The organism is Streptomyces sp. NPDC003720, from assembly GCF_042875075.1.
Classification (GTDB): Bacteria; Actinomycetota; Actinomycetes; order Streptomycetales; family Streptomycetaceae; genus Streptomyces.
Genome location: NZ_JBIANZ010000007.1, coordinates 323,628 through 349,329 on the forward strand (window position 1 = coordinate 323,628; position 25,702 = coordinate 349,329).

Here is a 25,702-nt window from a genome sequence, read left to right on the forward strand (position 1 = left end):
TGGGGCGTTTCAGGCGGAACGGCTGTCCGGGCTGTCCGGTGGCAGGAGTACGCCGGCGGTGAGGCCGGTGGTGAGGGTGGCCGCGGTGTCGGCGGCGAGGTCGGCGGTTCGGCGGACGGCCGCGCGCAGCTCGTACACGCGGCGGAAGGCCTCCCCGTAGCGCCGCTGTTCTTCCAGGGGCAGCAGCGGTACGCGCAGCCGGCCCGGTGTGACGTGCACGTGGGTGCTGCCGGTGGACGCGGAGGCGATGTTGTCCTCGGCGCCGAGGAACCCGGCCAGGAACCACGGGTCGAGGCGGGCCGGGTCGGGGCGCAGGAGGTGGATGTGCGGACCGAGCAGGGCTCCGGCGTCCTGGTCGTCCGCGACCCGGGTCATCGAGGCCGCGGCGCCACCGCCCCCGAGGGCGCGTACGAGGACGTCACCGGCGACGACGGGTTGCGCGGCGTCCGCGGGGAGGTCGACGGCCCTGGTGGACGGGGGGTTCCCGGCGGAGATGTCCGAGGCGGTGAGGACCGGCCGGTCCATGGTGGGGGCGGCGGAACCCTTGGAGCCTCGGGTGCCGGACGGCGCCGCCCGCAGCACGGTCAGGGCCCCGCCGCGTGCCAGGTCGGAGACGGTCGCCGTACGCCACTCGCGGGCCGAGGCCCCGGACGGCTGCCACCCGCCGGACGCGGAGGCGGCTGCCAAGGCGGCTACTTGGTCGGCCAGCTGGCCGCGCAGGTCGTGGACGCGGCGGGACAGGGCGGCCGGGTCGATGTCGGCGGCGGTCGCCCGCACATGGCGGGCCGGGGTGACGTCGACGACGTCGTCGAGGAGGTCGACGAGCGGCACCGCGCGGGCGACGCCGGGCTCGTCGGCGTAGGTGTCGGGGGCGGTGGTGAACGCGGCCCACTGGCCGAGGACCCGGTCGGTCAGCCCCGCCCAGTCGAAGGAGGAGGCAGAGGAGGAAGAGGCGGGCGCGGAGGAGGCGGCGGAAGAGGAGGAGCCGGATCGGCGGGGGCGTGAGCCGCCACGGGTGCCGGCGCCGGCCGTGGCCGTGTCGGTGGCGGACGGCGTGCCCGCGGCGCCGTCCCGCTGCTCGCCCTCCCCGTCGACGAACAGCACCGTCGTACGGTCCGTGCCGCCCGGCTCGGGGCGTTGGAGCACCCAGATCTGCAGCCCGATGTGGAGCGGATACGCGGCACGCGCCGGAAGTGAGACGACGGCGCGCAGGGCCCCGCTGCGGATGAGTTCCGCGCGGATGCGGCGGCCGGAGGAGCGGAAGGCGAGCGCGGGCGGCAGCAGCATGACCGCGTGGCCGCCGGGCTCCAGGTGCGCGAGGGCGTGTTGCACCCAGGCCAGTTCGGATTCGATGCGCGGTGGGAGTCCGTACGCCCACCTCGGGTCGTAGGCCAGCTCGTCGTGACCCCAGTCGCGGTCGGCGAACGGCGGGTTGCACAGGACGGCGTCCACGGTGACGTCCGGGAAGGCGTCGGCGCGCAGGCTGTCGCCGACGCGGATCGCCGTCTCGGCTCCGGGCGCGGCGAGCAGCAGCCGGACCGCGGTGCGCCGGCCCTGGACGGGGAGCGAGTCCTGCCCGAACAGCTCCTGCGCACCCTGCCGGGCGGCGGCGGCGAGGAGCGTGCCGCTGCCGCAGGCGGGGTCGAGAACGCGAGACGCGCCGGCGGGCAGCAGCCGTGCCATGAGCAGGGCCAGGCCGTCCGGGGTCTGGTAGACGCCGCTGGCGGCGCTCTCGTCCAGTTCGCGTTCGGCGAGGACGTCGACGGCGGCCTGCGCTCCCGCCTCACGGACGCAACCCAGCAGGGCGCGGAGCACGCCCGCGTCGTCCGGGCCGTAGTGGAACGGCTCGGCCTCGGGCACGGCGACCGGGAGCTCGCCCGCGGATTTCTCGGCTCGGGCGATCAGCTGGTCGTCGGACAGGGCGGCGAGTTCGGCCAGCTCCTGCGGTGTGCGGCGGGACGCGGCGGCCACCAGCGGGAACAGTCGCGCGGTCACACCAGAGCCGGGGCCCAACAGCCGTAGCGCCGTACGCAGTTCCTCGGTCGGTGAGGCGGTGGAGGTGTGCCCGCGTCCCCGCAGCCATGCCTGGACGGCCGACAGGTCGTAGAGCGGGCTGGTCTCCGTGCCTGCGCTGGGGGCCGGGAAGTCGTCGTGGCGGCGGCGCCAGTTGCTGACGGTGGCGCGCGTGACCCCCGCGATGCGGGAGATCTCGGCGGCTGTCACGTGCGCTGAGGGCGCCAGTTGGGCTGGTGGCTGCTGGGGCATGGCGTGGGGTTCCGTACCTCTCGGGCCAGTCGGATGGATGAACGGTTAACACATTACAGCGGCCGTCAAGGCCGTAAAGGTGATTGACGGTGCTTTCAGTGTTGTGCTTATCTGGTCCTGCTTCCGATTGGAAGCGGCGGGCCGGGTGCTCTGTTGAGTCCGCGCCGCGCATCGGATCTCTCCACTCACGGCCATCGCACATCGCGCATCGCAACAGGAGGAACCCAGATGACCACCCAGCCCCCGCAGCAGCCGGGATACCCGCAGCCTCCCGTGCCGCCGAAGAAGCGGTCCAAGGCCAAGCTGGGCTGCCTCGGCGTCCTGGCCGTGATCGTGATCGGCGGTATCGCGTCCGCCGTGGGGTCCGGCTCGGACGACTCCTCGGCCGGCGCCGCGTCCTCCGCCGCGTCCACCGGGTCCTCCAAGGGCACCAGCTCCTCCAAGAGCCGTGGGTCCTCCAAGGGCACCGGCTCCTCCAAGACCGCCGCGCCCCAGCAGTCCACCGTCGACGCCTTCAAGGCGTACGTGAAGAAGCACGAGTCCGCGAAGACGCGGCAGGCCGCGACGCACGTCACCAAGGTCCAGGGCGCCGACAAGAACAACGACATCTTGGACACGGCCGACATCTACACGAACTACACCGGGGACCTGGTCAGCGCGGATGCCGGCAACGCCAAGCTGCTCGCCTCGGCCTTCGCCGACTTCCAGGCCGGCCGCGGGAAGGCCAGCAAGAACGGCCTCGTCACCGTCTACAACGCTGACGGCGGCATCCTGAGCAACGGCAACTACTGACGACGCAGCCGGAGCCCGCGCCGTCCCGAACCCACCTGTAGAACCCGGCAGTTCCCTGTCCCGGCAGCGCCGCCCGCGGCCAGCCGAAGGCGGCATGACGACAAAAGCCCCTGCGGAGGGCCGCTCCGGCTGGGCACAACCGCCTCTCCTCCGGTCACGCCGCACCCGATGATCGCGCCGTCCCGGCGCGGTTCCTCGCCGTCCCCGACCAGGTCCACCCGTCTGATGTCGCTGGCGTCTGACCCGCATGTCCCACCCGGTGGGCGCCACGGGCCGCCCGCCTTACTCCCGCTGCCCTCGAGGGCTACCTGCTCGGAAAGGAAGTCATCCATGACCATCACCGTTGACTCGTCCCGCCTCTCCCTGGTGCGTGAGGAGTCCACTTACCTGGCGATCCGCACCAGCCAGGGCGGCCGGACCGTCTACTCGACGCGCATCCCGCTCTCCGACCTCTCGGTCATCCTCACCATCCCCGACCCGGCCAAGCCGGACCCGGACAACCGCAAGGTGGACATCGCCCACGCCAAGGGCTTCGGCCAGTACCTCGCCGACAACCCCGGCTGGGTGGCTCCGGCCCTCCTCATCCGGGACACCGGCAGCTGCCGCTTCGAGCCGATCAGCGAAGACGGCTCGGTCGGCTACCTCACCGTCCCGTGGTCCATCGGCGGCATCGGACGCCTGATCACAATCGACGGCCAGCACCGCATCCTCGGGGTCCACCTGGAGAAGAAGCGCATCACGGACGAGGTCTCCCGCATCGACCGGGAGATCCTCCGCGCCAACGAGGCCAGGAAGGCGAAGCTCGAGCAGGACCGTGAGGCTCTGATCGGCCGAATGCAGCGGCTCAAGGACGAGTTCGTCGGCATCGACATCTACGTGGAGCCCGACGGCGTCAAGGGCCAGCAGATGTTCGTCGACGTCGCGGACAACGCCAAGGGCATCTCCGGCGCCGTCCGGGCCCGCTTCGACACCTCGCGCATCGCCAACCGCACGCTCAGCGACATCGTCACCCACCCCCTCTTCCTGGGCAAGATCGACATCGAGCGGGACCGGATGACCCTGACCAACCGCAACCTGATGGGCGCCAAGCACGTCGCCGACATCACGCGGGCCGTCATCGCCGGCCCCGGTGGCCGGGTCAGCAGGAAGGTCGAGTCGCTGACCGACAACGAGGTCATCGAAAGCGTCCGCGGCTTCCTGGACGTCATCTCCATCGCTTTCACCGCGCTCGCGGAGATCACCGAGGAGGACGTGGACAACTACGACCCCTCGCTCTCCGACAAGAAGAAGAACGAGCCGCCGGCGCCCCCCACCAAGGCCATGAGGCTGCGCGAGTCCTCGCTCCTCGGGTCCGTGGGCATGCTCCGCGTCCTGGGCGGTGTCTACCGCAACCTTCGGGAGGACGGGGCAGAAGACGGTGACATCCAGGAGTTCTTCAAGCGGCTCGACCGGCACATGACCGCCCCGGTCACCGAGGACAGCGTCTGGCGCACCACGGCCGCGAACGAGGACTTCGAGCCGAACGCCTCCGCCCCGATCATGCGGCAGCAGAACGTCGTGCACCTCACCAAGGTGATCACGGACTGGTACAAGAAGGCCCCGGCTGCCCTCTGACCCACCAGCAACGCCGGAGTGCCTCCACATCCGGCGGATTCCAGGGGCCATCGCGACACCGTGATGGCACCCCGGCCCACATGACCGCTCGGCGGGCGTCAGGCGCGCCCGCCCTCGTCAATCTCTTTGTTCACAGGCCCCAGAGACATCGTTGAGCTGCCGATTTCATCGCGCGTGCGGCTGGCGAGGAGAGTGGAGAAGGTGTGAAGATACGGCATGTGTCGCCAGCTCATGAACTGCGCCGTTGGCTTTCCAACCAACCGTCAGAATCCCTGCAACACCTGCTGGCCTTCCTCGCGGTCGTCCATGGCCACACGTTCCGATACCAGAGCGAACCGACACAGCAGGCTCGCGCGACCGCCTCAGGCATGCGTTTCTGGGTTGCCAAGGCTCCCGCGAACCTGCTCCTGCATATCGCCGAGGTCGGACACGAGGTTGCCGACAAGATGGCCCGCCAGCACGGTTTCGCCGGGCAGGGCCTGCCTCAAGCGGATGCCGAGGGCCTGAAGTCGACGTTCGCGGCTCTGCCGCCGTCACTCGCATGTCTGACCCTCCACTGGTACGCGCTCACCGACGAGAACCCGCCCGAACGTCAGGGCGTCCTGGAGCACTGGGACGCCCTCTGGGAAGCCGCTGCGACCCCGGCACCGTGGCCCGAGCCGCCGAAGCTCCGCCGGCGCTACGCCAGGGCGGGGACACGCCTGGCCGGCACGGTCCAGGCCTCGCAAGAGATCCAGCACAGCACGCAATCACAACTCGCCGACAGGGAGCACCTGGTGCCCGACGACCTCGCCGAACAACTCGTAGCCGCCGCGCATCGACTGCGCAGGGAGGGTGAGGTATTGGCGGGTCGGCTGGAGAGCCTTGCGACGGACATCCGCAGGGGCCTGGGCGCGAGGGACGCTCAGGTGTCCGCTGCTTTGGACGCCTGGTTCGGTCGACGAGCCAAGACAGCCGAGTTGGTTCTCGGCCTCGACAGCGAGGCCCGCTGGACGGACGAGCAGACCCATGACGATCTCGACCGGATCCTGGCAGACGTTCGCGCGGCGAAGGTTCGTGAGGAGATCGAAGCAGCCGTGGCCGATCGGGCGCGGCTCGTTACGATGTTGGCCGGGACGAGCAATCCGGGCGTGCTGAGCGGGCTGCAGGCGGCGATCGGCGCCATCGACACCCGGCTTGAAGAGCTTCGGTTGATCGACGGGGTTCCGTCTGAGTCCCGGTCGGCGGCCCCAGTCACCGGGGAGAGGTCCCCTGCGCCCGACACGACGGGCGGGGCGGCGGAAAGCACGCCGGGCGAAGAGCCGCTTGCTGAGGCGGGTGCGCACACCATTCCCGCCGCAGCCGAGGAGAAGGCACCACAGCGAGAGTCTGCCGCCCGGCCGTCCGAGCCGCTCATGGGCGCCGAGGCACCGGTTTTCGAAGAGGCGGGTTCGGACGGCGAGGAGACGGAGCCCGCGACAGACGCACATGTAACCGAACGTGAGGAGGTGCCGCTCGCGACAGCCCCTTCGACGGCGACGGCCGCGCGGACGATGGACGGGCCGGAGGAACGTCTCGGACAGATCACCGCCCTCCCGCAACCGCGCACCGCACCATGGCAGTCGGCGGCACCGCAGGCAGCCCTCCCGTCGGACGACTCGCAGCAGACGCCGGACGAGGACGAACGGGAGGCCGCGGAGCCCGGCGGGCCAACCGCGACCGTTGGGTCGACCGGCATCTGGACGCGGACAGGCGATCGCCCCTCCCCGACGGAGACGTTGATCGCCGAGGGCAGGCTGGCCGAGGCCTACTGGCTGAGCCGGGCGGCTGGGGAACGGGAGGAGCGGTGTCACTCCCTCGCCTTCGCCGCGTCGGCGTTCGGGCTGGCGCCCGGCCAGCAGACGGCGATGGCCCTGCAGCTCAACATCGAGGAGGAGCGCGGCCCGCTGTCGACCGCGGAGGACCGGGACGGATACCTCGTTGCCCTGGCCGCCGCCGTACGCAGCGGCCTGCAGGCAGGTTGGGCGCTGCCGATCGTCAACGACTTCGCCCAGTTGCCCGGCCTGCCCGAGGTCTGGAACGAGCTGTTCCGGATGCTGGCCCAGGAGGTCCGCAGGGGAGTGTCGGTCCAGCCGGGCGAGGAGTTCAACCTCAAGCAGGACGACACCGTCGATCCGATGGATCTGGGTGAACGGGCGGAGGCCCTCAAGCGCCGCCTGCCGACCAGCAAGATCGCCTACCAGCTCGCCTCGCGGGTGCTCCAGACCCTGCTCAAGGACGACGCGGAACTCGGCCGCACCCTCAACCTGATCACGGCATGGTCGGTAGGCGCGGCAACCCCTGAACAACTGCGCAAGGATCTTGAGAACACCTACGGGGAAGACGACTCCGTCGATCGGATCATCAGGGACACGACGCGCCGGGTCAGTTCGCCCAACCAGCGGAAGGCCAAGATCATTGCTACGGCTCTGGATCAACTGCGCGGGCGCATTGGAGAGGTGACGATGCTTCTGCGTGAGGCGGTGCAGGTCGCTGAGATGCCGCCGCGTGGTGACAGCCGACGTCTCCGCAGCGAGTTGGTGGCTGCGGTCCAGGCGGCACTGCAGGCGGCACCGCTGCCCGGTCCCGGTGGCGAAGCGGTGCGGCTGCTGCTCAACTGGATCCATACCGGACGTTCCCTGGTTCCGCCGGGGACCGTACGTGGGTTGCCCAGTACCGACTCGCTGCTCGTCCTGCCGGGCCTGACCTGGATCACGACGGCCGGAGGTCAGGACATTCCAGACCTATCCGCGGCAGGCGCGCTGGACGCCCTGCTGGAGCTCACGGATGCGACCGATCCGGGGAGGGCGTTCGCCGTCCACATCGGCCGCGGTGACCTGCACCTCGCCGAACGGCTCGTCGAACTCGTGGAGACGGGCCGACTCCGCGCCGTTTCCACGCCGGAAGCAGGCCAGGGGGACGCGCTGCGGCGTCGGCTCGGTGACGCAGAGGCCGAGTGGCGTGTGAAGGCCGGCGCGGCCCTGCGTGAGGCCGCTGACCTCTTCGCCCAGGTACGCCTGCAGAACCTGCTCACCCCCGAGCAGGAGAGCCACTTGGCGGCCCAGCTTCTCGATCTCGAGAACTGGGACAACGCCCTGCGGTTCCGTCGGCGGCTGGAGCAGGTGCGGGATGTGGTCACCCAGCTGAGCATCAGGGTGTCGGAGAAGACCGACCAACTGCGCGAGCAACTGGCTGGCCTGAACCTGAGAGAGGCAGACGTCGCCCGGATCAGCGGTCTCATCGATCGGGGGGACGTCGCCACTGCCGAGGAGTTGCTCTCCTTCGCACGCAAGGGCGAGAGCATTCCGGAACAGGCCGCTGAGACCGGCGCGGAGATGGCAGCCTTCCTGGAGGGCGTGCGGCACCCGGACGCCCCCAAGGCCAGCAGCACGGGAGTCAGCGCGCGCTGGTGGTTCGACCACTACGCACGCGGGCGCGCCCGGCAGGCCAAGACCGACGCGGTCAGTGTGGCCCTGGAAGCCTGGGACTCGCTCGGGCGACCGAACGAGCGCCGCAACTCCTTCCAGAAGCACGTCCCCAGCGTGCTGCGCATGCTCGGCCTGAGCATCAAGGGGCCGGTCCGGCTCGGGGACCAGGACCGGAAGGACTGGCAGGTGATGACGCTCTCGATCACCGCAGAGATCAGCGACAATGTACCCGGTTACGTGTCGCGGCTCGGTTCCCGCGCCGGTGGCCTCTACCGAGTCCTCGTCGTCGCGAACGAAGAGCTCGGTCCAGACGCCCTGCTGCGTCACCTGCCGGAAGCCGCACTCGGCGCCAACATCATCCTCTACCTGCAACCGCTCGGCATCGGCGGACGCCGACGCCTCGCGCAGGCCTCGTACCAGAAGCCGCAGCAGGCGATCGTCGTCGACCCGGCTGTCTTCGGCTGGATCGCTGCAGGCGAGGCCCGTTCCTTCCGTGCGGTGCAGCGGGTGACGCTGCCGTGGGCGGCGTACCGACCGTACGAGCCTTTCCAGGCCGGGCAGGTCTCAGCCGAGGTCTTCAAGGGCCGCGACGACGAGAAAAGCGCGATCATGGCTCGAGAGGGCGGCCTCTTCCTCTACGGCGGGCGGCAGCTGGGCAAGTCCTCACTGCTCCGACAGGTGGCGGACAGCTTCCAGGCTGGGCACGGCGGCAACCAGGTCGCGGTCTACACGGATCTTCGCATCGCCGAGATCGGGCTCAGCCGGCTCCCGAACGAAATCTGGAGCGTGCTGGCCGAGCAGCTGAAGCTTGTGGGTGTGCTCGACAACAGCACGTCGGGGAACGTGGTCCCGGCTGCCGTTGCCGCTCGGATCCGGCAATGGCTGGACGAGAGCTCGGAGCGGCGCATTCTCTTTCTGGCCGACGAGGCGGACGCCTTCCTCAATGCCGACGCCCGGCCCGTCGATACGGCCGGAGCGCAGTCCACCTTCCGGACCCTCGCCAGCCTGATGCAGTTGATGGCCGACACCGAACGCCGCTTCAAGATCGTGTTCGCGGGTCTGCATCAGGTGCAGCGGTACAACCGGCTCACCAACTCCATCACCGGGCACGGCGGCGAGCCGGTCCTGGTTGGCCCGCTGCGCCCGAAGGCTGCGGTTGACCTGGTCGTCGAACCGCTGGCCGCGGTCGGACTGTTCTTCGAGAACTCCGACCTTGTCTGGCGCATCCTGGCCCTGACCAACAACCAGGCCAACCTCGTACAGATCGTCTGCGAGGGGCTGGTCGAGGAGATGCAGAGCCGCGCCCTGTCTCCGGACGGCGGGCGCCCCCGGATCACCGCTGCCGACGTGCAGAAGGTCGTCGCTTCCGGAGGCATCCGGGACAAGATCCGCGACCGGCTTCGGCTGACCATCGACCTGGAGGACCGGTACCGCGTTCTGACCCTGATCTTGGCCCTGCGAAGCCTCACGGACGGCTACGCTCGCGGCTACACGCCGCAGGAGTTGCAGGAACAGGCGCACGGCGTATGGCCGGACGGCTTCCCGGAGCAGAACGGCGTGGACGAGGTCCGCACCGACCTGATGGAGATGGAGGGCCTCGGTCTGGTCCTCCCGCTCCAGGGACGGAGTAACAGCTTCGTCATGCGCAGCCCGAACATCGTCAACATGCTCGGCACCCGCGACGAACTCGACGCGGAGCTGCGCACCAGCGAGTTCACACAGAAGTACGATTACAACCCGCGCGTGGCCCGCCGGTCCATCGGTGTCGACCGCCGTCAGGTCATGCGCATGAGCCCGCTGACGGACGAGCAGTGGTACGACGCGCTCTCCCGGCGCATCACGATGATCACGGCTACGGAGGCACTCGGCGCCGGAGTCCTGGACAAAGCCGCGAAGCAGCACGCCGGAGAGGGCCGCCAGTTCGTGTCGGTGCCGACGGCGGAACTGGCACAGACCGTCACCAAGTGGGCCCGGGAGCACACGCCGCATCTGCTCTTCCTTGACCTGCGTGGCGTTCCCTCGGCGGACGTCCGGGACGCGGTCGAACGACTCGCCAAGTACGCCTCGGCATCGGAGGAGGACGGCAAGGAGATTCCGCGGCGGCGCACGCTGGCCGTCGTCGACCCACTGACCGCGTCCGGTCTTGATCTCCCGGAGGTGTTCCGAGTTCAGCCCCGGCGTTGGAACACCACCAGTCTCCGGGCGTGGCCAGAACAGCCGTTCGTTTCGGCCCAGGAGCGGCGCAACCTCATTGAAGCAACCGGGGGCTGGCCCGCCATCGTCGAGCAGACCATCGCCCAGTACATCCACGGCGCCCCCCGGGAGAACCTCTTCGAGGCGATGCGTGGCCGCATGGACGACCCTGGTCCCGCCTCCGACCACCTGCGACGGGTCGGACTCTCGGAACGCCATGTGCGGCAGATGGCCGCCTGGGCCGACATGTTCAGCCTGGAGGAGCACCGCCAGGGCAAGGCCCATGCCGTTCCCCAGGATCTCGCCGTCGTGCTCGATGACGACCTGGACGAGGCTGAGGCACTGCTGGCAGATCTGGAGGCGCTTGGGATCCTCGACGACGATGGCGAGAGCCTCACCGTCGACAGCGTCACCTTCCGCGCGCTCCGGACCGTGGCGGGGCTGCAGGACGGGTCGATGTGACCGAGCTCATCGGACCGGTCGGCATCCTGTCTCCTGAGGTCGTCTTGCACTTGCCGGGTGCGCGACGCCACTGTGCGCGGGTCCTCGCCGACCTGCGCGCCGGGCTCACCTGCGTCTGGCTGTTCCCGGACAACGAGGTGGAGTCGGACCGCGCGGACCGCGCCCTGGAGGCGGTGATCCACCGCCTTGACGACGTCGTGGACATACCGCGCAAGGAGACGCACCCGCGTCCCCCGCTGAGGACGACCACGCCGGACGCGCGGTACCTGTGGGATGCACTCGGCACCGAGGGGGCGCCTGTCGCTCGGAGCTCCGAGGACGGCTTCGACATTGACGACGGCTTCGGTGACTGGGACCCGTTCGGCCTCTCCGGACGGGTCGGCAGCTCCGGCCCGTCCGAGGCTCGTCCCCTCGGTGCAGCCGTCGCTGCCAGGCCCTCCGATAGCCCGGTCACCGACATCGCCGTGCGCCTTGCCGACAGTCTCAATCTGCACGGAGACCTGGTCTCGGAGCTGGTCACCGACCCGGACCGCCGTGCGCCCGTGCTCGTCGTCCGCGCGTGGGCCGAGGCGGACCCGCTCGCCGTGTCCCGACTGATACGTCGCTTCCAGGCTGCTGTGAAGGAGGCCGGCCTCAAACCGGGCGATCGGCCGCGGCTCCTCGTGGCCTCTCGCCTACAGGACCTGGAGGAGGACACCGTGGCGCTCCTCGACGGAACGGTGTCGAGACCACACTGGTGGTGGGGCGTCTGGAGCCACCTAGACACGGCCACGGTGGTGGCCGATGCCATTCCTCATGCGGGCGCCGGGCATGCCCACGACCGCATGACGCCCGGAAAGCTCATCCGGCACGCCCTGCGCTGCGAGACGGTCGTCCAAGCAGCTGGCCCCGATTTGGAGCTCGCCGTGAAGCTGGCCGACACCTGGAACGGCAAGATCAAGGATCTTGCTTCCGCTCTGCGTGAGTGCTGCGCCGACCCCACGTCGCACGGCGCCTACGGCCGCGCGACGTCCGGCGCGGCATACGCGCAGCTCCCCGAGCAAGGGCTGCGCGAAGCATGGTCGGCCGGGCTGGTCGACAGTTGGGAGGGGCAGATTCGCCGCAGTCCCCGCTCCGGTGTGGCGACACACGGCGGCTCGGAGCTCGACAAGTTGGTGTGGCAGGCCCAGAACCGCGTGCTGCTGCCATTGATCGACGACGTCCGCCTCGGCTTCATCGAGCTACTCCCACGCATTGCGGTACGCGGCATCGCACGACTCGTCGACACGTACGTCCGGCAGTCCCTGCGTGGCGCCAACGGTTCGGCGGCAGACCTCGCATCCATGGAACTCGGCGAGCTTTACGACGCGGCTGTGCACCGCGACATCGACCTCACCGAGGCTCAGTTCCGCCAACTGCGCACGCTTCGGTGGGCACGCAACAAGCTTGCCCACCGAACACCTCTCGACGATGCTCTGCTCCGAGACCTGCTGGAAGCGCTCTCCCGCTGCTGACGTCTGGCGTCCCCATAAGCCGTCGCCAGCGGTTCGGCGGCGTGCCAGTCAAGGCGCTCGCCGAATCCGGTGACCGCAGTTCGGCAGGTGGAGGAGCGGGGCACGTACGACCGTGTACGCGTCGGCGTGGGTCCGCCCGGACGACCCTGACAGGCTCGCCCGAGCGGACCTGCCCCTAGTTTCTGGCGGGCTTCACGCCTGGCGTTTCGCAACCTCTTCGCGCAATTCCTGCAGGCGGCGTCCGCTGGGGACGTGCGTGTACTGGCCCCACCCGTTGATGTCGCTCCCGGTCTGCGCCTTCAGCGCGGGGGAAGGCTGGGGGAATGCCCGGCCGTCGGGGATTTCGATCCAGCCGTCAGCAGTGATGGTGGCATCGTGGGTCCGCTTGAGTCTCGACTGGTGGTGGCGGACCTTGTCCCCGGCTGCGGCCAGGCCGGCTTCGATGACGGACATCAGGGCACCGGTCTTGCGGCCGCCCGTCTTGTCGGCGGGCGGCTTCTCGCCCTTCAGGAGTTCACGACGCAGGACATCATTCGGGGTATCAACGAGCGGTTCACTGTGACGCTGCAAGTAGGCGAACACCTCATCGTCGACCTCGATGGTCCTCATGGGCTTGGGCATGCAACACCTCCACGCTGTACTTTATTGCCGCCAGTCTGCCAGGCATAAAGATTGATGAGTAAGTCTGGTGTTTGGTGGGCTCGACCCGGGTCTGCGGCACGGCGTGGGCGCGCTCCAGTCGACCCTGCCCTTGAGGGGTGATCTCTGCCTCGGGCGCTTTCGGGGCGTAGAAGAACTTGGCCTGGAAGAGCGCGGCAAGCGGTTGGAGGGGTGTCAGTGGGTCGGCATCGAGGGCGCCGACGTGAACGGGGCCATGCCAGCGGCGTCCGGGCGAAAGAGGGAAAGCCGGGGGGCCCAGGTCCCGCGAAGGACGCTGCCTGACGGCGCGTTCCCATTCGTTCCCATGTGAGACCAAAAAGCCCCGCGGAGATCACTTCCGAGGGGCCTTTCTGGTGCATCGTGCCTGGTCAGGCATGGTGCCCCCGGCAGGATTCGAACCTGCGACACCCGCTTTAGGAGAGCGGTGCTCTATCCCCTGAGCTACGAAGGCGCTGTACTCGGTCCACAGGGTACCGGATCAGGGCGGGGCGGTGGATCAGGACGGGGGGACGTGGGTGAAGCGGGAGGCGGTGTGGAGGTCTGCCTGGATGTGGTCGGCGGTGGAGCGGAGGGCGGGGAGCAGGTCTGTGACGCAGTTCTGGAGGGTTCGGCGGGCCGCGTGTGTGGCCACGTTCACCGCGGCGACCGCCCGGCCGCTCCGGTCGCGTACCGGTACTGCGATGGAGCGCAGCCCTGATTCCAGCTCCTCGTCGGCCAGTGCGTAGCCCTGGGCGCGGATCTCGGCGAGGGCGGAGGGCAGGGGGCCCTCGGCGTCGGCGAGCAGGACGCGGCCCAGCGAGGTCCCGGCGGCCGGGAGACGTGCGCCGACCGCGATGTCCACGGTGAGGACCCGGCTCGCGCCCGCTCCTGCCGTGTACTGGATCTCCGTTCCCGTGCCGGGCGCCAGGACCGCCAGTGCCGTCGGCTCGTGCAGCCGGTCGGCGAGGGCCCTGAGGTGGGGCGCGGCGAGGCGGGGGAGCGTGGTGCGGGACAGCGGCGGGAAGCCCAGGTCCAGGACGCGCGGGGTGAGGGTGAAGGTGCGGGGGTCGGGTCCGGTGGTCACCAGGCCCAGGTGTTCGTAGGTGATCAGCGCCCGCCGGGCCGTTGCCCGGGCCAGGCCGGTCGCCCGGGCCACCTCGGTCAGCGGCAGCGCCGAGCGGCCCTCGCCGAACGCGGTCAGCACGGTCAGGCCCCGGGCCAGGGACTCGATGAACTCGCGCCCCAGTTCGTGCTTGGACGCCGTGGTCCAGGCCGCCAGGCCCGTGGGGACCGGGCCGGGCTCCGGCGGGGGCGCCTGCCGCAGGTCGGCCTCCATGGCGGCGACCGCCGTGCGCAGCCTGGGCAGCAGGGTGGTGCGCAGGTCGGCCGCCGTGTGCCGGCTGGTGTGGCTGACCACGCTCGCCACGCACGCCACCCGGCCGGTCGCCGGGTCCCGTACCGGCACGGACACCGCGACCAGGCCCGGCTCGATCAACTGGTCGTCCACCGCCCAGCCGTCCCGGCGGGCCTGCGCCGCCCTCGTCTCGAAATCCGGCAACTGTGGAACGGCAGGCGTGGGTTGAGGGGGCAGCGCGGGGAAGGGGGCGTCCGCCGGGTCGCCGGACAGCCGGGAGTGCCAGCGCGCCCAGTCCATTTGGTCCCACTCGGCCGCGAACAACGCTCCCGGCGCGGTGCGTTCGGCCGGGAGCAGGTCGCCTATGCGGAAGCTCACCGACATCGCTCGGCGGCGGGTTGCCTGGTGAATGAAGCGGACGCCGTCGAGGTCGGCGACGGCGAGGGACACCGACTCGTCCAGTTCGTCGGCCAGGGCGTCCGCGCGGGCGTCGAGCAGGGCGGGCAGGCGCAGGGCGGCCAGGTAGGCGTTGCCCAGTTCCATCACACGGGGGGTGAGGACGACGTCCCGGGCGTCGTGGCGGACGTATCCCATGCGGGCCAGGGTGGCGGTGATCCGGTCGACCGTGGAGCGGGCGAGCCCGGTCGCCCGTTCCAGCTCGCTGGGGCTGAGCGTCCCGCCCGCCAGCGTCAGTCGCCGCAGCACGGCGATCCCGCGCATCAGCGGCGCGACCGCCTCGGCCGGCGGGCCGGGCGCGGCGTCCTGGTCCAGGGCGGTTCTCGGGGGCATCGGCTCGGTTCTCCGGTCCGGTACGGCGACTTGCGGGAACGCCTACGGTAGACCGCCCGGTGCGGTGCCCGGCCGGCGTCGTCACGTCGTCACGTCGTCACGTCGTCACGTCGTCACGCTGCCGCGTCCCCGCCGCTGCCGGGTGATCCGCTGTGGCTCACCACAGCCGGATGACCTTCACCACCCAACCACCGGCTACCGCCGAGTGACCCGTACCTTGAACTCCCCGTCGTTCCCCGTCGCGGTCATCTCGACCGTGATCCCATGGCGCGGGTCCTTGAAGGACTCGCCGGTGGTGAAGGGGGCGTCGGAGAGTTCGGCCTGGACGTTGGGGCTTCGGGTGCAGCCGCCGCTGTGGCGGTGGGCGTCGAAGACAGTGATCGGGCCGCGCCCGGTGTCCACGGTGGCGTCGACCTTGTAGATGAGGATGCCCGGCTCGCACACCGTCTCGTCGTTGCCCCCCGGCGCGCGCAGTTCCAGTGCGTAGGTGGTGCGCTGGTCTATCGGTATGAGGACCAGCTTCCCGCCGCCGGGCCGGTACAGCGGTGTCAGCGTGTAGTCGGTGCGGCCGGGGCGGGCCGCGCAGCCGACCTGGGTGCCGTCCAGCCAGCCCAGTTTCCACTTGTGCCAGCCGAGGAGGTCGTTGTTGACCCCCCAGTCCTCGCTCATGATGTCCCAGTGCCCGACCGCCGAGCCGCCCTCCTGGGTGTAGAGGTCGGGCAGCCCGAAGGTGTGGCCGTTCTCGTGGGGGAGTACCCGGTAGCCGGTGTGGCCGTAGGAGCCGGAGCCGTCGTCCTGGCGGGAGTAGACGAAGGAGGCGTTGGCGACGACGACGCCGTCGGCGATTGGGGCGTCGGAGTTGCCGGCGAAGGTCACGGACAGCACGGTGTCCAGGGCGGAGGGGCCGGCGTTGGGGGTGACCAGCACGTTCAGCAGGTCGTACGAGCGGAAGTCCACGTCGGGGTCGGCGGCGGCCACCATGTCCTGCACGAGCTGGCGGTAGCCGGGGTCGAAGGGTGCGCCGCGCTCTATGCCGTACGCCTTGAACGGTTTCGGCATGCGCAGCCAGCCGGGTATCGGGGTCTCCGGGCGGTAGTCGAGCCGGCCGTAGGACGCCGTGCGGAACCACTCCTGGGTCTGCGGGAAGAACTCGTGGAAGCGGTCCTCGGCGCTGCCCTGCCCGGGAGCGTCGGAGAAGTCGATCATCAGGGTGAGGGCGCGGACCGTGCCGGTGGAGCGGGAGTAGCCGACCGGGGTGGGGACGCCTTCCGTCATCTGCACGTCCATGCCGCCGCGGATCATGCAGGGGGAGAGGGCGGAGGAGCGGACCAGGCCGGCCGGGCCGGCGGTCGAGGACGCCGTCAGCGGCCCGCTGCCGGCTGAGGTGCTGACCGCGAGGGTCAGGATGCTCACCGAGGCCAGGGCGGTCGCGCGGCGCGGGCGTATGCGGCGGCGTGGCGACGGCGGCTGCATGCATGGACCTCCCGCTCCACGGCAGCCGCAGGTCTGACGACTGCACCTGTGATCACCCTGGGTCGACGGGCGGGAGGGCGCGCGCTGGAGCAGCCGATCGTGGGAATCCACGGAGCGGCAGGTGTGAGCCAGGTCACGGGAATGTTTTCGGCGAGGGGGAAATAACCGGGGACCTGCTCCCCGTTTAGACCTGTGTCCGCGCGAAACGGGGATCCATTCCCCGGATCGCAGAGTCACCAGACCAGGAGTACGCCGTGCAGACCGCCCTCCCCACGCCGCGCAAGGTGTCCCGGCCTCGCGCCGACGCCCTGCGCAACCGGGAGCGGATCGTCACCGCCGCCCGGGAGATGTTCGTCGAACACGGGCCGGACGTGCCCTTCGACGAGATCGCCCGCCGGGCCGGTGTCGGCAATGCCACGGTGTACCGCAACTTCCCGGACCGCGACGCCCTCGTCCGCGAGGTCGTCTGCTCGGTCCTCGACCGGACCGTACGGGTCGCCGAACAGGCGCTGTCCGAGGGCGGCGACGCGTTCGAGGCGCTGGAGCGCTTCGTGCACGCCGCCGCGGACGAACGGATCAGCGCCCTGTGCCCGATGGTCACCAGCACGTTCGACCAGCACCACCCCGATCTGGAGGCCGCCCGCGAGCGCGTCGAGCGCATCGTCGAGGACCTCATGGACCGGGCCAAGGGGGCCGGGCTGCTCCGCTCCGACGTGGGTGTCGGTGACCTGATGGTCGCCGTCGCCCAGCTCAGCCGGCCGCCGGCCGGCACGGACTGCTGCAGCGTCGACCGCTTCGCACACCGTCATCTCCAGCTGTTCCTGGACGGTCTGCGGGCTCCGGGCCGCTCCGTCCTGCCGGGCACACCCGTGACCATGGAGGACCTCCGCAAAGCCTGACCGACCAGCCTGACCGACCGGCACGACCGACCGGCACGACCGATCAGTCCGGGACCGCGCACCGGTCCCCACCCACAGCACGCAGAGCACTCACAGCATTCACAGCACGCAGAGCACTGAAAGCACCCGGAGCGCCGGGGTGCTGCCGGCCGCACCGGGCCGGTGAAACGAGCTTCCGGCCGTCGCCGTCGCTGCCGACGCGCCGCCCATACCTACGTCTTTTTTCCGTCACGAAGTCCCGAAGTGGGTACCTCCATGTCCGAAGCAGCCCTCAAGGCTCCCGGCCTCACCGCACCGAGCGGTGACGCCAACCGCTGGAAAGCGCTGGTCTTCATCGCGCTCGCCCAGCTGATGGTCGTCCTCGACGCCACCATCGTGAACATCGCGCTGCCCTCCGCCCAGACCGACCTCGGCATCTCCGACGGCAACCGGCAGTGGGTCGTCACCGCCTATGCCCTCGCCTTCGGCGGTCTGCTGCTCTTCGGCGGCCGGGTCGCCGACCTGTGGGGCCGCAAGCGCGCCTTCGTGCTGGGCCTCGGCGGCTTCGCGGCCGCCTCCGCGCTCGGCGGCGCCGCCACCACCGGCACCATGATGTTCGGCGCCCGCGCCCTGCAGGGTGTCTTCGGCGCCCTGCTCGCCCCGGCCGCGCTGTCCCTGCTCGCCGTGATGTTCACGGACGCCAAGGAGCGCGCCAAGGCGTTCGGGATCTACGGCGCGATCGCCGGTGGCGGCGGCGCCGTCGGCCTGATCCTCGGCGGTTTCCTCACCGAGTACCTGGACTGGCGCTGGACCTTCTTCGTGAACGTCCCGTTCGCCGTCGTCGCCGCGCTCGGCGCCTGGTTCGTCATCCGTGAGCCCGAGGGCGGCCGCAACCGCTCCCCGCTCGACATCCCCGGCGTGATCCTCTCCAGCCTCGGCCTGTTCGCGCTCGTCTACGGCTTCACCCGCGCCGAGTCCGACGGCTGGGGCGACACCGTGACCGTCGCGATGTTCGTCGCGTCCGCGGTGCTGCTCCTCGCCTTCGTGCTGGTCGAGTCCCGGGTCAAGGCCCCGCTGCTGCCGCTGCGCGTGGTCACCGACCGCAACCGCGGCGGCATCTACCTCTCCCTCGGCCTCGCCATCATCGGCATGTTCGGCCTGTTCCTCTTCCTGACCTACTACCTGCAGGTCGTGAAGGGCTACTCGCCGGTGAAGACCGGTTTCGCGTTCCTGCCGATGGTGGCGGGCATGATCACCGGCTCCACCCAGATCGGCACCCGGCTGATGACCCGCGTCCCGGCCCGGCTGCTCATGGGCCCCGGCTTCCTGGTCGCCGGGTTCGGCATGCTGCTGCTGACGCAGATGGAGATCGGCTCGTCGTACGCGACGCTGCTGCTGCCCGCGATGGTGCTGCTCGGCCTCGGCATGGGCACGGCGTTCATGCCGGCGATGTCCCTCGCGACCTCGGGCGTCGAGCCCCGGGACGCCGGTGTCGCCTCCGCGATGGTCAACACCTCGCAGCAGGTGGGCGGCGCGATCGGCACCGCCCTGCTGAACACCATCGCCGCGTCCGCGAAGACCTCGTACATCAAGGACCACATCGCCGGTGCGGCCACCAAGCCGCAGCAGCAGCTCGTGGGCCTGCAGGGCATGGTGCACGGCTACAGCACGGCGATCGGCTTCGCCGTCGGCATCCTGGCCCTCGCCGCGCTGATCGCCTTCACCTTCGTCAACGCCGGCCGCCCGGGCTCCACCCCGGTCGCCTCCGGCGAGGGCGTCGAGGACGAGATCCCGGTGCCGGTGGTGGCCCACTGACCGGCCTCGGGGCGACCCACCGGGCGTAGGGCGCGGTGGGTCAGCGGAGCCAGGGAAGGTCCGCACCCGCCTCGTTGGGCTGGAGGCCCTCGGCGACGATCTCCATGATCTCGCCGAGGGCCTTCTGCTGTTCCGGGGTCAGCCGCTCGAACAGGGCCTGGCGTACGGCGGCCACATGGCCGGGGGCGGTGCGGCCCAGCACCTCGGCGCCCTCGTCGGTGAGCACCGCGAACTGACCGCGCTTGTCGGAGGGGCAGTCCTCGCGGCGGACCCAGCCGTTCTTCTCCAGCCGGGCGATCGCGTGGGACAGCCGGGAGCGGGTGATCTTGGACCTCATCGCCAGCTCGGTCATCCGCAGCCGGCGGCGCGGCGCCTCGGCGAGGCCGACGAGGAGGCCGTAGTAGACGTGCGGCATGCCCGCGTCGCGCTGGAGCTGCCGGTCGAGGTGGTCCTCCAGGAGGGTGGTGGCGTGCAGGTAGGCGCGCCAGACGCGCTGCTCCTCGTCGGTGAGCCAGCGGTGCCGGCCGGCGGAGTCCGTTGCCGTGTTCATGTGTCCCACTGTACGAGGCATCTCCTTGAAACTTGAACAAGTCGGGCGTAGTGTGCAGTCATAGAGCTTGAGACTTAAAGCATCTTTCGGAGTCTCGAAGGGTGCGTCTCGCAGGAACCGAGCACCGGGAGCCGCCGTCATGTCCGCCGCACCGCAGGAGACGTCCGCTGCCGGGCGGGAGCGCATGCCCGCCCTCTACCTCAGCCACGGCGCCCCGCCGCTCGCCGACGACCCGGTCTGGCCGGGGCAGCTCGCCGCCTGGTCGGCCGGTCTGCCGCGCCCCAAGGCGATCCTCATGGTCTCCGCCCACTGGGAGGAGGCCCCGCTCGCCCTCGGCGCCGTCGAGACCGTCCCGCTCGTCTACGACTTCTGGGGCTTCCCCGAGCACTACTACCGGGTCCGGTACGCCGCCCCGGGCGCGCCCGAGCTGGCCGCGTCCGTCCGCAAGCTGCTGCGCGCCCCCGGCGTCCCGGTCCAGGACATGCCCGACCGCGGCCTGGACCACGGCGCCTATGTGCCGCTCGTCGAGATGTTCCCGGATGCCGACATCCCCGTCCTGCAGATCTCCATGCCGACCCTCGACCCGGTCCGGCTGATGGACATCGGCCGCAAGCTGGCCCCGCTGCGCGACGAGGGCGTGCTGATCGTGGGTTCCGGCTTCTTCACCCACAACCTCGCCGCCCTGCGGCACACCGGGGCCGGCGTGCCGACCTGGTCCGCCGAGTTCGACGACTGGGGCCGCAGAGCCCTGGAGGCCCGCGACTGGGACGACCTGCTGGACTTCCTCCACAAGGCCCCGGCGGGCCGCTACGCCCACCCGCGCACCGAGCACTTCGCCCCGCTCTTCGTCACCATGGGCGCGGCCGAGGCGGGCGGCGAGCTGGACGCGCAGAAGTCGGTGATCGACGGGTTCTGGATGGGGCTGGCGAAGCGGTCGCTGCAGTTCGGCTGAGCGGCTGCCCGCGGGGCGCCCGCGCCGTGCGCTCGCGGCGCGTCGGCGCGCAGTGCCCGCGCGGCGCCTACGCAGGGCGCTCGTGGAGCGCCTGGCCGAGGGGGGCCTGCCCGAGTTCCTTCTCGTACCAGGCCACGTCCCAGTAGCGGCCGAACTTGCGTCCCACCTCCTGGTACGTGCCCACGTGCCGGAAGCCGAAGCGGGCGTGCAGCCGCCGCGAGGCCTCGTTCGGCTGCGCGATGCCCGCGTACGCCCGGTGCAGGTCCTCGCCGGCCAGCGCCCTGAAGAGGGCGCGGTAGAGCAGGGTGCCGATGCCGCGGCGGCCGGCGGCGCCCCCTCTGAGGGAGTCCGGGGCGACGTACACGGTCGTCTCCACGGAGGTGGAGTAGGCGGGCTTCGCGCGGTAAGGGCTGGATGTGGCGTACCCCAGGATCCGCTGTGAGTCCGCCGCCGTGGCAACCATCAGGCGGTGCGGGCCGTCTTCCGGGTGGGAGAGCAGCCAAGGGCGGCGCTCATCCGCGGTGAAGATGGCCGTGTCGAACGTGATCGCCGTCTCACGCACGTAGTGGTTGTAGATCTCCGTGAGGGCTTCGAGATCCGCCTCGACCCCCGGCCTGACCTGCACTTCCGTGTGTGTCAACGGCATTGCGCCTCCCCGTGTGGCCGACAGGGTACTGCATGATCAGAAAAATTGAGGGTCGGGTTGGGAATTCTGTCCGGATTCCAGTCGTTGTTTCCCACGGATGCAGGGCACTCGAGGAGAGTCCAGAGGGGTCAGATCCGCAAGACGATCCGTTCGTGTGCCGAGCGTTCGAAGGACCACCCGCCAGCCCACCATCGCAAGGGAGCACGCATGGCAACCCGTGCCGTCGCCCGTCGTAAGTCCGCCACTGGCGAGACGGCCGACTCGGCAGGCAGTGTTCGCGCCCACGCCGGCGAGATCGCCGACCGCGACCTGGTCGGCATGTACCTCGACGAGATCGCGCGTACGCCGCTGCTCGACGCCGCCAAGGAGGTCGAGCTGTCCCAGACCATCGAGGCGGGTGTGTTCGCGCGGCAGGTCCTCGCCGGTGAGGAGGAGTCGAAGTCCGACGCCACCCGCGAGGAGCTTCAGGCCCTGGTCGACGCCGGTGAGCGGGCCAAGGACGTCTTCATCCGGTCCAACCTCCGCCTCGTCGTGGCGGTGGCCCGGCGCTACCCGCGCAGCGGCCTGCCACTGCTGGACCTGATCCAGGAGGGCAACGCCGGTCTGGTGCGCGCCGTCGAGAAGTTCGACTACCGCAAGGGCTTCAAGTTCTCGACGTACGCCACCTGGTGGATCCGCCAGGCCATCACCCGCTCGATAGCCGACCAGTCCCGCACCATCCGGCTCCCCGTCCACCTGGTGGAGGAGCTGGGCCGAATCCGCCGTGTCCAGCGGGAGTTCAACCGCGAGCACGGGCGCGAGCCGGAGCCCGCGGAGATCGCCGCCGAGCTGGGTTCGACGCCGGAGCGCGTGACCGACGTGCTCGACTGGTCCCGCGACCCGGTCTCGCTGAACATGCCGGTGGACGACGAGGGCGAGACCCAGTTCGGCGACCTGCTGGAGGACACCTCGGCGGTCTCCCCGGAGCAGTCGGTCCTCACGCTCCTGCGCAGCGAGGAGCTGGACGACCTGATCGGCCGTCTGGACCAGCGCACGGCCTCCATCATCAAGATGCGGTACGGCATCGAGGACGGCCGTGAGCGCACGCTGACCGAGGTCGGCAAGGAGCACGGCCTGACCCGCGAACGCATCCGGCAGATCGAGAAGCACGCGCTGCTCGAACTGAAGAAGCTCGCCCGCGGCACCGGGTTCGACGCGGCGGCCTGACCGGCCGGCGTACGACCGCGCACACCCGGTGGCGAAAGACGGCGCAAACATGGCGCGGTACCGTCGCTTCAACTCCTGGGCCGGAGGGAAAAACCATTGCGGGCCCAGGAGTTGGACTTGCACCGAGGGGCCGCACTCCCAGCCGCAGTACCCACCCCCACATGTGGCACGACGGGCATCCGCCAGACGCTCGCCGCGTGAGCCACGTTCCTACGCCACCCCCCCCGGCGTCGGAACGTTCCAGCCGGGCCCCGGCGCCTACCCCCCCAGGCGCCGGGGCCCGGCCTCGTGCAGGTACGGCGGGCCACCCCGTACCTGAACCCCGGGGTGGCCCGCTCGAATGGCAGATTCTGCCACACCGGCATAGCCTGCCGAGGTGAGCACCCCCCGTACTACCGGCAACACCGCCCACCAGCCTGTTTCCGCCGCCGCCCCGATGTCCCTGACCGAGCGCCGCAAGGCCGAGACCCGCATGGAGATCGCCCGCGCGGCGGCCGCGCTCTTCGTGCGCCAGGGTCTGCGCGCCACACGCGCCGAGGACATCGCCCAGGCCGCGGGCATCGCCCCGCGCACCTTCTACCGCTACTTCGCCTCCAAGGAGGAGGCGGTGGCGCCGCTGTACGCGGCGGGCGCCGAGCTCTGCATCCAGGCGGTCCACGACGCCCCGCCCGGCCTCTCCGTGCCGGAGGCGCTGCGTCACGCGGTCGAGCACACCCTCAGCCCGGGCGCCGGCGTCTCGGCGACCTCCTGGGAGTGGGTGCGCACCCTGATCCGCCTGGCCGACGCGAGCCCCGCCCTGGGCAAGGTGTGGGCGGAGGTCTGCCGGACGTCCGAGGGCGCACTGGCGAGGACCCTGGCGGAACGGCTGCCGCCCGCGAAGTCCGAGGGCCCCGCGGATCCCGCGGGCGAGGCGGAATCCGGAGGCCCCGCGGACGCGCCGGATTCCGCCGACGACAACGTTGCCCCGGCGCCCGCGATCCCGCCGCACCTCCGTCTCACGGCGGCGGTGGCCGGGGCGGCGATCCGCGTGGCCGTCGAGTCCTGGGCCGTCACCGCCTCCCCGTCCACCGGTCCCGAAGGCCCGGCGAACCTGGCCCTGCGGAACCTGGCGGCCCTGGAGAACTACGCCTGGCCCGAGCCCGCGTAGTCCTACGGGGCGGGGCGGGTGCTTCCCCCCCGGTGTTCACAGGGTCCGGCCCGAGCAGGTGCCGGGCCCTCCGCCTGCCCGGCCCTCTTCCGGGCGCGCGCCCCGCCCTCTCCCGGTGCCTCGCTTTCTTCCGAGCGATGTCCGGACGGAACCGGAAGCCCGTTCATGCCCGATCGAGGCCCGAACTTGTTTACTTTGCGGAATTCCAGGCGTAGCCTCGCAGTGAAACAACACGTTCGGGCATGAGGTGGAGGTAAACGGGCATGTACGCACCGGAGCGACAGCAGGAGATCCTCCGCCTCGCCCGCGACGGCGGCCGGGTGGACGTCCTGTCGCTGGCGGAGGAGTTCCAGGTGACGGCGGAGACGATCCGCCGCGATCTGAAGGCCCTCGACCGGGCCGGCCTCGTCCGCCGGGTGCACGGCGGAGCGATCCCCGTCGGCCGTCTCGACTTCGAGCCGGACCTCGCCGAGCGCGAGTCGACCGCCGCCGACGAGAAGGACCGCATAGCCAAGGCGGCCCTCGCCGAGCTGCCCGCCGGGGGCACGCTGGTCCTCGACGCCGGCACCACGGTGGCACGGCTGGCCGCGGCGATCCCGCTGGAGTCCGCCCTCACTGTGGTCACGCACAGCCTGCCCATCGCCGCCCGGCTCGCCGACCACCCCGGCATCCAGCTCCACCTCATCGGCGGGCGGGTCCGGCACCGTACGCGGGCCGCCGTGGACGCCTGGGCGCTGCGCGCCTACGGCGAGATCCGCGCCGACGTCGCGTTCGTCGCCGCCAACGGCTTCTCCGCCGAGCACGGCCTGACCACCCCCGACCTCGCCGAGGCCGCCGTCAAGCGCGCGGCCGTCGCCGCCGCGCGCCGCGTGGTCCTCCTCGCCGACTCCGCCAAGCACGGCCAGGAGCACTTCGCACGCTTCGGCGGCCTGAGCGACGTGGACCTGCTGATCACCGACAGCGGGCTGAGCCAAGAAGACGCCGCCGTCATCGAGCGCGGCGGCACGGAAGTAGTGCGCGCATGATCCTCACCGTCACCCCCAACCCGTCCCTCGACCGCACCTACGAGGTCCCCGCCCTGGAGCGCGGCGAGGTCATCCGAGCCACCGGTGAGCGCATGGACCCCGGCGGCAAGGGTGTGAACGTCTCGCGCGCCGTGGCGGCAGCCGGGCGGCGCACGGTCGCCGTCCTGCCCCTGGGCGGTGCGCCTGGCGCGCTGGTCGCCGAGCTGCTTCACGCCCAGGGCATCGAGGTCGCACCGGTCCCGGTCGCCGGGGCCACCCGGTCCAACATCGCGCTGGCGGAGGCGGACGGCGTGCTGACGAAGATCAACGCGCCGGGCCCGGACCTGTCCCCGGCCGAGCAGGAACTGCTCCTGGACACCGTCCGCGAGCAGTCGCGCGACGCCGACTGGATCGCCTGCTGCGGCAGCCTCCCCAGGGGACTCGCGCCCTCCTGGTACGCCGATGTCGTCACCCGGGCGCACGCTGGGGGCGCGCGCATCGCTCTGGACACCTCGGGGCGTGCGCTGCAGGAGGCGCTGCGCGCCCGGCCCGACGTGGTGAAGCCCAACGCCGAGGAGCTCGCGGAAGCCGTCGCACGCCCCCTCGTGACGGTGGGCGACGCCCTGAAGGCCGCCGAGGAGCTGCGCGGAATGGGCGCGGGCGCCGTGCTCGCGAGCCTCGGCGCCGACGGTCAGCTGCTGGTGGACGGCGCGGGCGCCTGGTTCGGCAGCGCGCGGGTGCGCACCGTCCGCAGCAACGTGGGAGCCGGTGACTCCTCCCTCGCCGGTTTCCTGGTCGCCGGCGGCAGCGGCCCCCGGGCCCTCGCCTCCGCCGTCGCCCACGGCGCCGCCGCCGTGCAGCTCCCGGGCAGCGAGATGCCGGCCCCGGCCGACCTGGACCCGGCGGCGGTCACGGTCACCGCCGACATCCCCGTCGACCGCGAACTGAGGGAGCCGGTGTCATGAGCCCCGTCTCGGTGCGCGG

Annotated in this window: 17 protein-coding genes and 1 tRNA gene; 11 read left to right on the forward strand and 7 right to left on the reverse strand. The window is 70.9% G+C overall.

Annotated features, from left to right (window positions below; translation table 11 throughout):
* Nucleotides 1–9: 9 nt before the first annotated feature.
* Nucleotides 10–2,223: an N-6 DNA methylase gene (locus ACFYU0_RS21365; RefSeq protein ID WP_389303348.1), complete on the reverse strand. Its 2,214-nt coding sequence runs from the start codon at nucleotides 2,221–2,223 to the stop codon at nucleotides 10–12.
* 270 nt (nucleotides 2,224–2,493) lie between these two features.
* Between ACFYU0_RS21365 and ACFYU0_RS21370 the strand changes: the two genes are divergently transcribed.
* The 4 genes from ACFYU0_RS21370 (at nucleotide 2,494) to ACFYU0_RS21385 (ending at nucleotide 12,265) form a co-directional block, all read left to right on the forward strand.
* Complete coding sequence (locus ACFYU0_RS21370) at nucleotides 2,494–3,057, forward strand: hypothetical protein (RefSeq protein ID WP_389303351.1); 564 nt, start codon at nucleotides 2,494–2,496, stop codon at nucleotides 3,055–3,057.
* 330 nt (nucleotides 3,058–3,387) lie between these two features.
* Nucleotides 3,388–4,671 (forward strand): DNA sulfur modification protein DndB, encoded by a 1,284-nt coding sequence (locus tag ACFYU0_RS21375; protein ID WP_389303353.1) that lies wholly within the window; start codon nucleotides 3,388–3,390, stop codon nucleotides 4,669–4,671.
* 203 nt (nucleotides 4,672–4,874) lie between these two features.
* Complete coding sequence (locus tag ACFYU0_RS21380) at nucleotides 4,875–10,772, forward strand: hypothetical protein (RefSeq protein WP_389303356.1); 5,898 nt, start codon at nucleotides 4,875–4,877, stop codon at nucleotides 10,770–10,772.
* A complete protein-coding gene (locus tag ACFYU0_RS21385; RefSeq protein ID WP_389303359.1) occupies nucleotides 10,769–12,265 on the forward strand; it encodes a hypothetical protein in 1,497 nt (498 codons plus the stop codon). The genes ACFYU0_RS21380 and ACFYU0_RS21385 overlap by 4 nt, the downstream gene beginning before the upstream one ends.
* 192 nt (nucleotides 12,266–12,457) lie before the next feature.
* Here ACFYU0_RS21385 and ACFYU0_RS21390 read toward each other — a convergent pair whose 3' ends face one another.
* The 4 genes from ACFYU0_RS21390 to ACFYU0_RS21405 all read right to left on the reverse strand — a co-directional run bounded on the left by ACFYU0_RS21390 (nucleotide 12,458) and on the right by ACFYU0_RS21405 (nucleotide 16,520).
* Nucleotides 12,458–12,874, reverse strand: a complete 417-nt coding sequence (locus ACFYU0_RS21390) for a hypothetical protein (RefSeq protein WP_389303361.1) — start codon at nucleotides 12,872–12,874, stop codon at nucleotides 12,458–12,460.
* Nucleotides 12,875–13,300: 426 nt separating this feature from the next.
* Nucleotides 13,301–13,376 (reverse strand) — tRNA-Arg (locus ACFYU0_RS21395).
* Between the two features lie 45 nt (nucleotides 13,377–13,421).
* Nucleotides 13,422–15,047 (reverse strand): IclR family transcriptional regulator C-terminal domain-containing protein, encoded by a 1,626-nt coding sequence (locus ACFYU0_RS21400; RefSeq protein WP_389303363.1) that lies wholly within the window; start codon nucleotides 15,045–15,047, stop codon nucleotides 13,422–13,424.
* 195 nt (nucleotides 15,048–15,242) lie between these two features.
* Nucleotides 15,243–16,520 (reverse strand): M6 family metalloprotease domain-containing protein, encoded by a 1,278-nt coding sequence (locus ACFYU0_RS21405; RefSeq protein WP_389303366.1) that lies wholly within the window; start codon nucleotides 16,518–16,520, stop codon nucleotides 15,243–15,245.
* 254 nt (nucleotides 16,521–16,774) lie between these two features.
* Between ACFYU0_RS21405 and ACFYU0_RS21410 the strand changes: the two genes are divergently transcribed.
* Nucleotides 16,775–17,419 carry a TetR/AcrR family transcriptional regulator gene (locus tag ACFYU0_RS21410; protein WP_389303369.1) on the forward strand — a complete coding sequence of 215 codons (645 nt, stop codon included), beginning with the start codon at nucleotides 16,775–16,777 and terminating at the stop codon, nucleotides 17,417–17,419.
* A gap of 255 nt (nucleotides 17,420–17,674) precedes the next feature.
* Nucleotides 17,675–19,213, forward strand: coding sequence for an MFS transporter (locus ACFYU0_RS21415; protein ID WP_351664966.1), 1,539 nt, complete (start codon nucleotides 17,675–17,677; stop codon nucleotides 19,211–19,213).
* A gap of 40 nt (nucleotides 19,214–19,253) precedes the next feature.
* Here ACFYU0_RS21415 and ACFYU0_RS21420 read toward each other — a convergent pair whose 3' ends face one another.
* Nucleotides 19,254–19,763, reverse strand: coding sequence for a MarR family transcriptional regulator (locus ACFYU0_RS21420; RefSeq protein ID WP_351664964.1), 510 nt, complete (start codon nucleotides 19,761–19,763; stop codon nucleotides 19,254–19,256).
* Nucleotides 19,764–19,902: 139 nt separating this feature from the next.
* Between ACFYU0_RS21420 and ACFYU0_RS21425 the strand changes: the two genes are divergently transcribed.
* On the forward strand, nucleotides 19,903–20,715 hold the full coding sequence (locus ACFYU0_RS21425; RefSeq protein WP_389303374.1) for a dioxygenase: 813 nt from the start codon (nucleotides 19,903–19,905) through the stop codon (nucleotides 20,713–20,715).
* Between the two features lie 67 nt (nucleotides 20,716–20,782).
* Here the strand turns inward: ACFYU0_RS21425 and ACFYU0_RS21430 are convergent, their stop codons facing one another.
* Nucleotides 20,783–21,361: a GNAT family N-acetyltransferase gene (locus ACFYU0_RS21430; protein ID WP_389303377.1), complete on the reverse strand. Its 579-nt coding sequence runs from the start codon at nucleotides 21,359–21,361 to the stop codon at nucleotides 20,783–20,785.
* A gap of 207 nt (nucleotides 21,362–21,568) precedes the next feature.
* Here ACFYU0_RS21430 and ACFYU0_RS21435 point away from each other — a divergent pair, with 207 nt between their 5' ends.
* From ACFYU0_RS21435 to pfkB, 4 genes are all read left to right on the forward strand, one after another.
* Entirely contained in the window at nucleotides 21,569–22,567 is a 999-nt protein-coding gene (locus tag ACFYU0_RS21435; RefSeq protein ID WP_351664958.1) for a sigma-70 family RNA polymerase sigma factor, read from the forward strand.
* Nucleotides 22,568–23,039: 472 nt separating this feature from the next.
* Entirely contained in the window at nucleotides 23,040–23,714 is a 675-nt protein-coding gene (locus ACFYU0_RS21440; RefSeq protein ID WP_389303632.1) for a TetR/AcrR family transcriptional regulator, read from the forward strand.
* Between the two features lie 263 nt (nucleotides 23,715–23,977).
* The gene (locus tag ACFYU0_RS21445) at nucleotides 23,978–24,739 is read left to right on the forward strand and encodes a DeoR/GlpR family DNA-binding transcription regulator (protein WP_351664956.1); all 762 of its coding nucleotides are present in this window, start codon (nucleotides 23,978–23,980) and stop codon (nucleotides 24,737–24,739) included.
* Nucleotides 24,736–25,683: a 1-phosphofructokinase gene (pfkB, locus tag ACFYU0_RS21450; protein ID WP_389303381.1), complete on the forward strand. Its 948-nt coding sequence runs from the start codon at nucleotides 24,736–24,738 to the stop codon at nucleotides 25,681–25,683. The genes ACFYU0_RS21445 and pfkB overlap by 4 nt, the downstream gene beginning before the upstream one ends.
* Nucleotides 25,684–25,702: the final 19 nt, after the last annotated feature.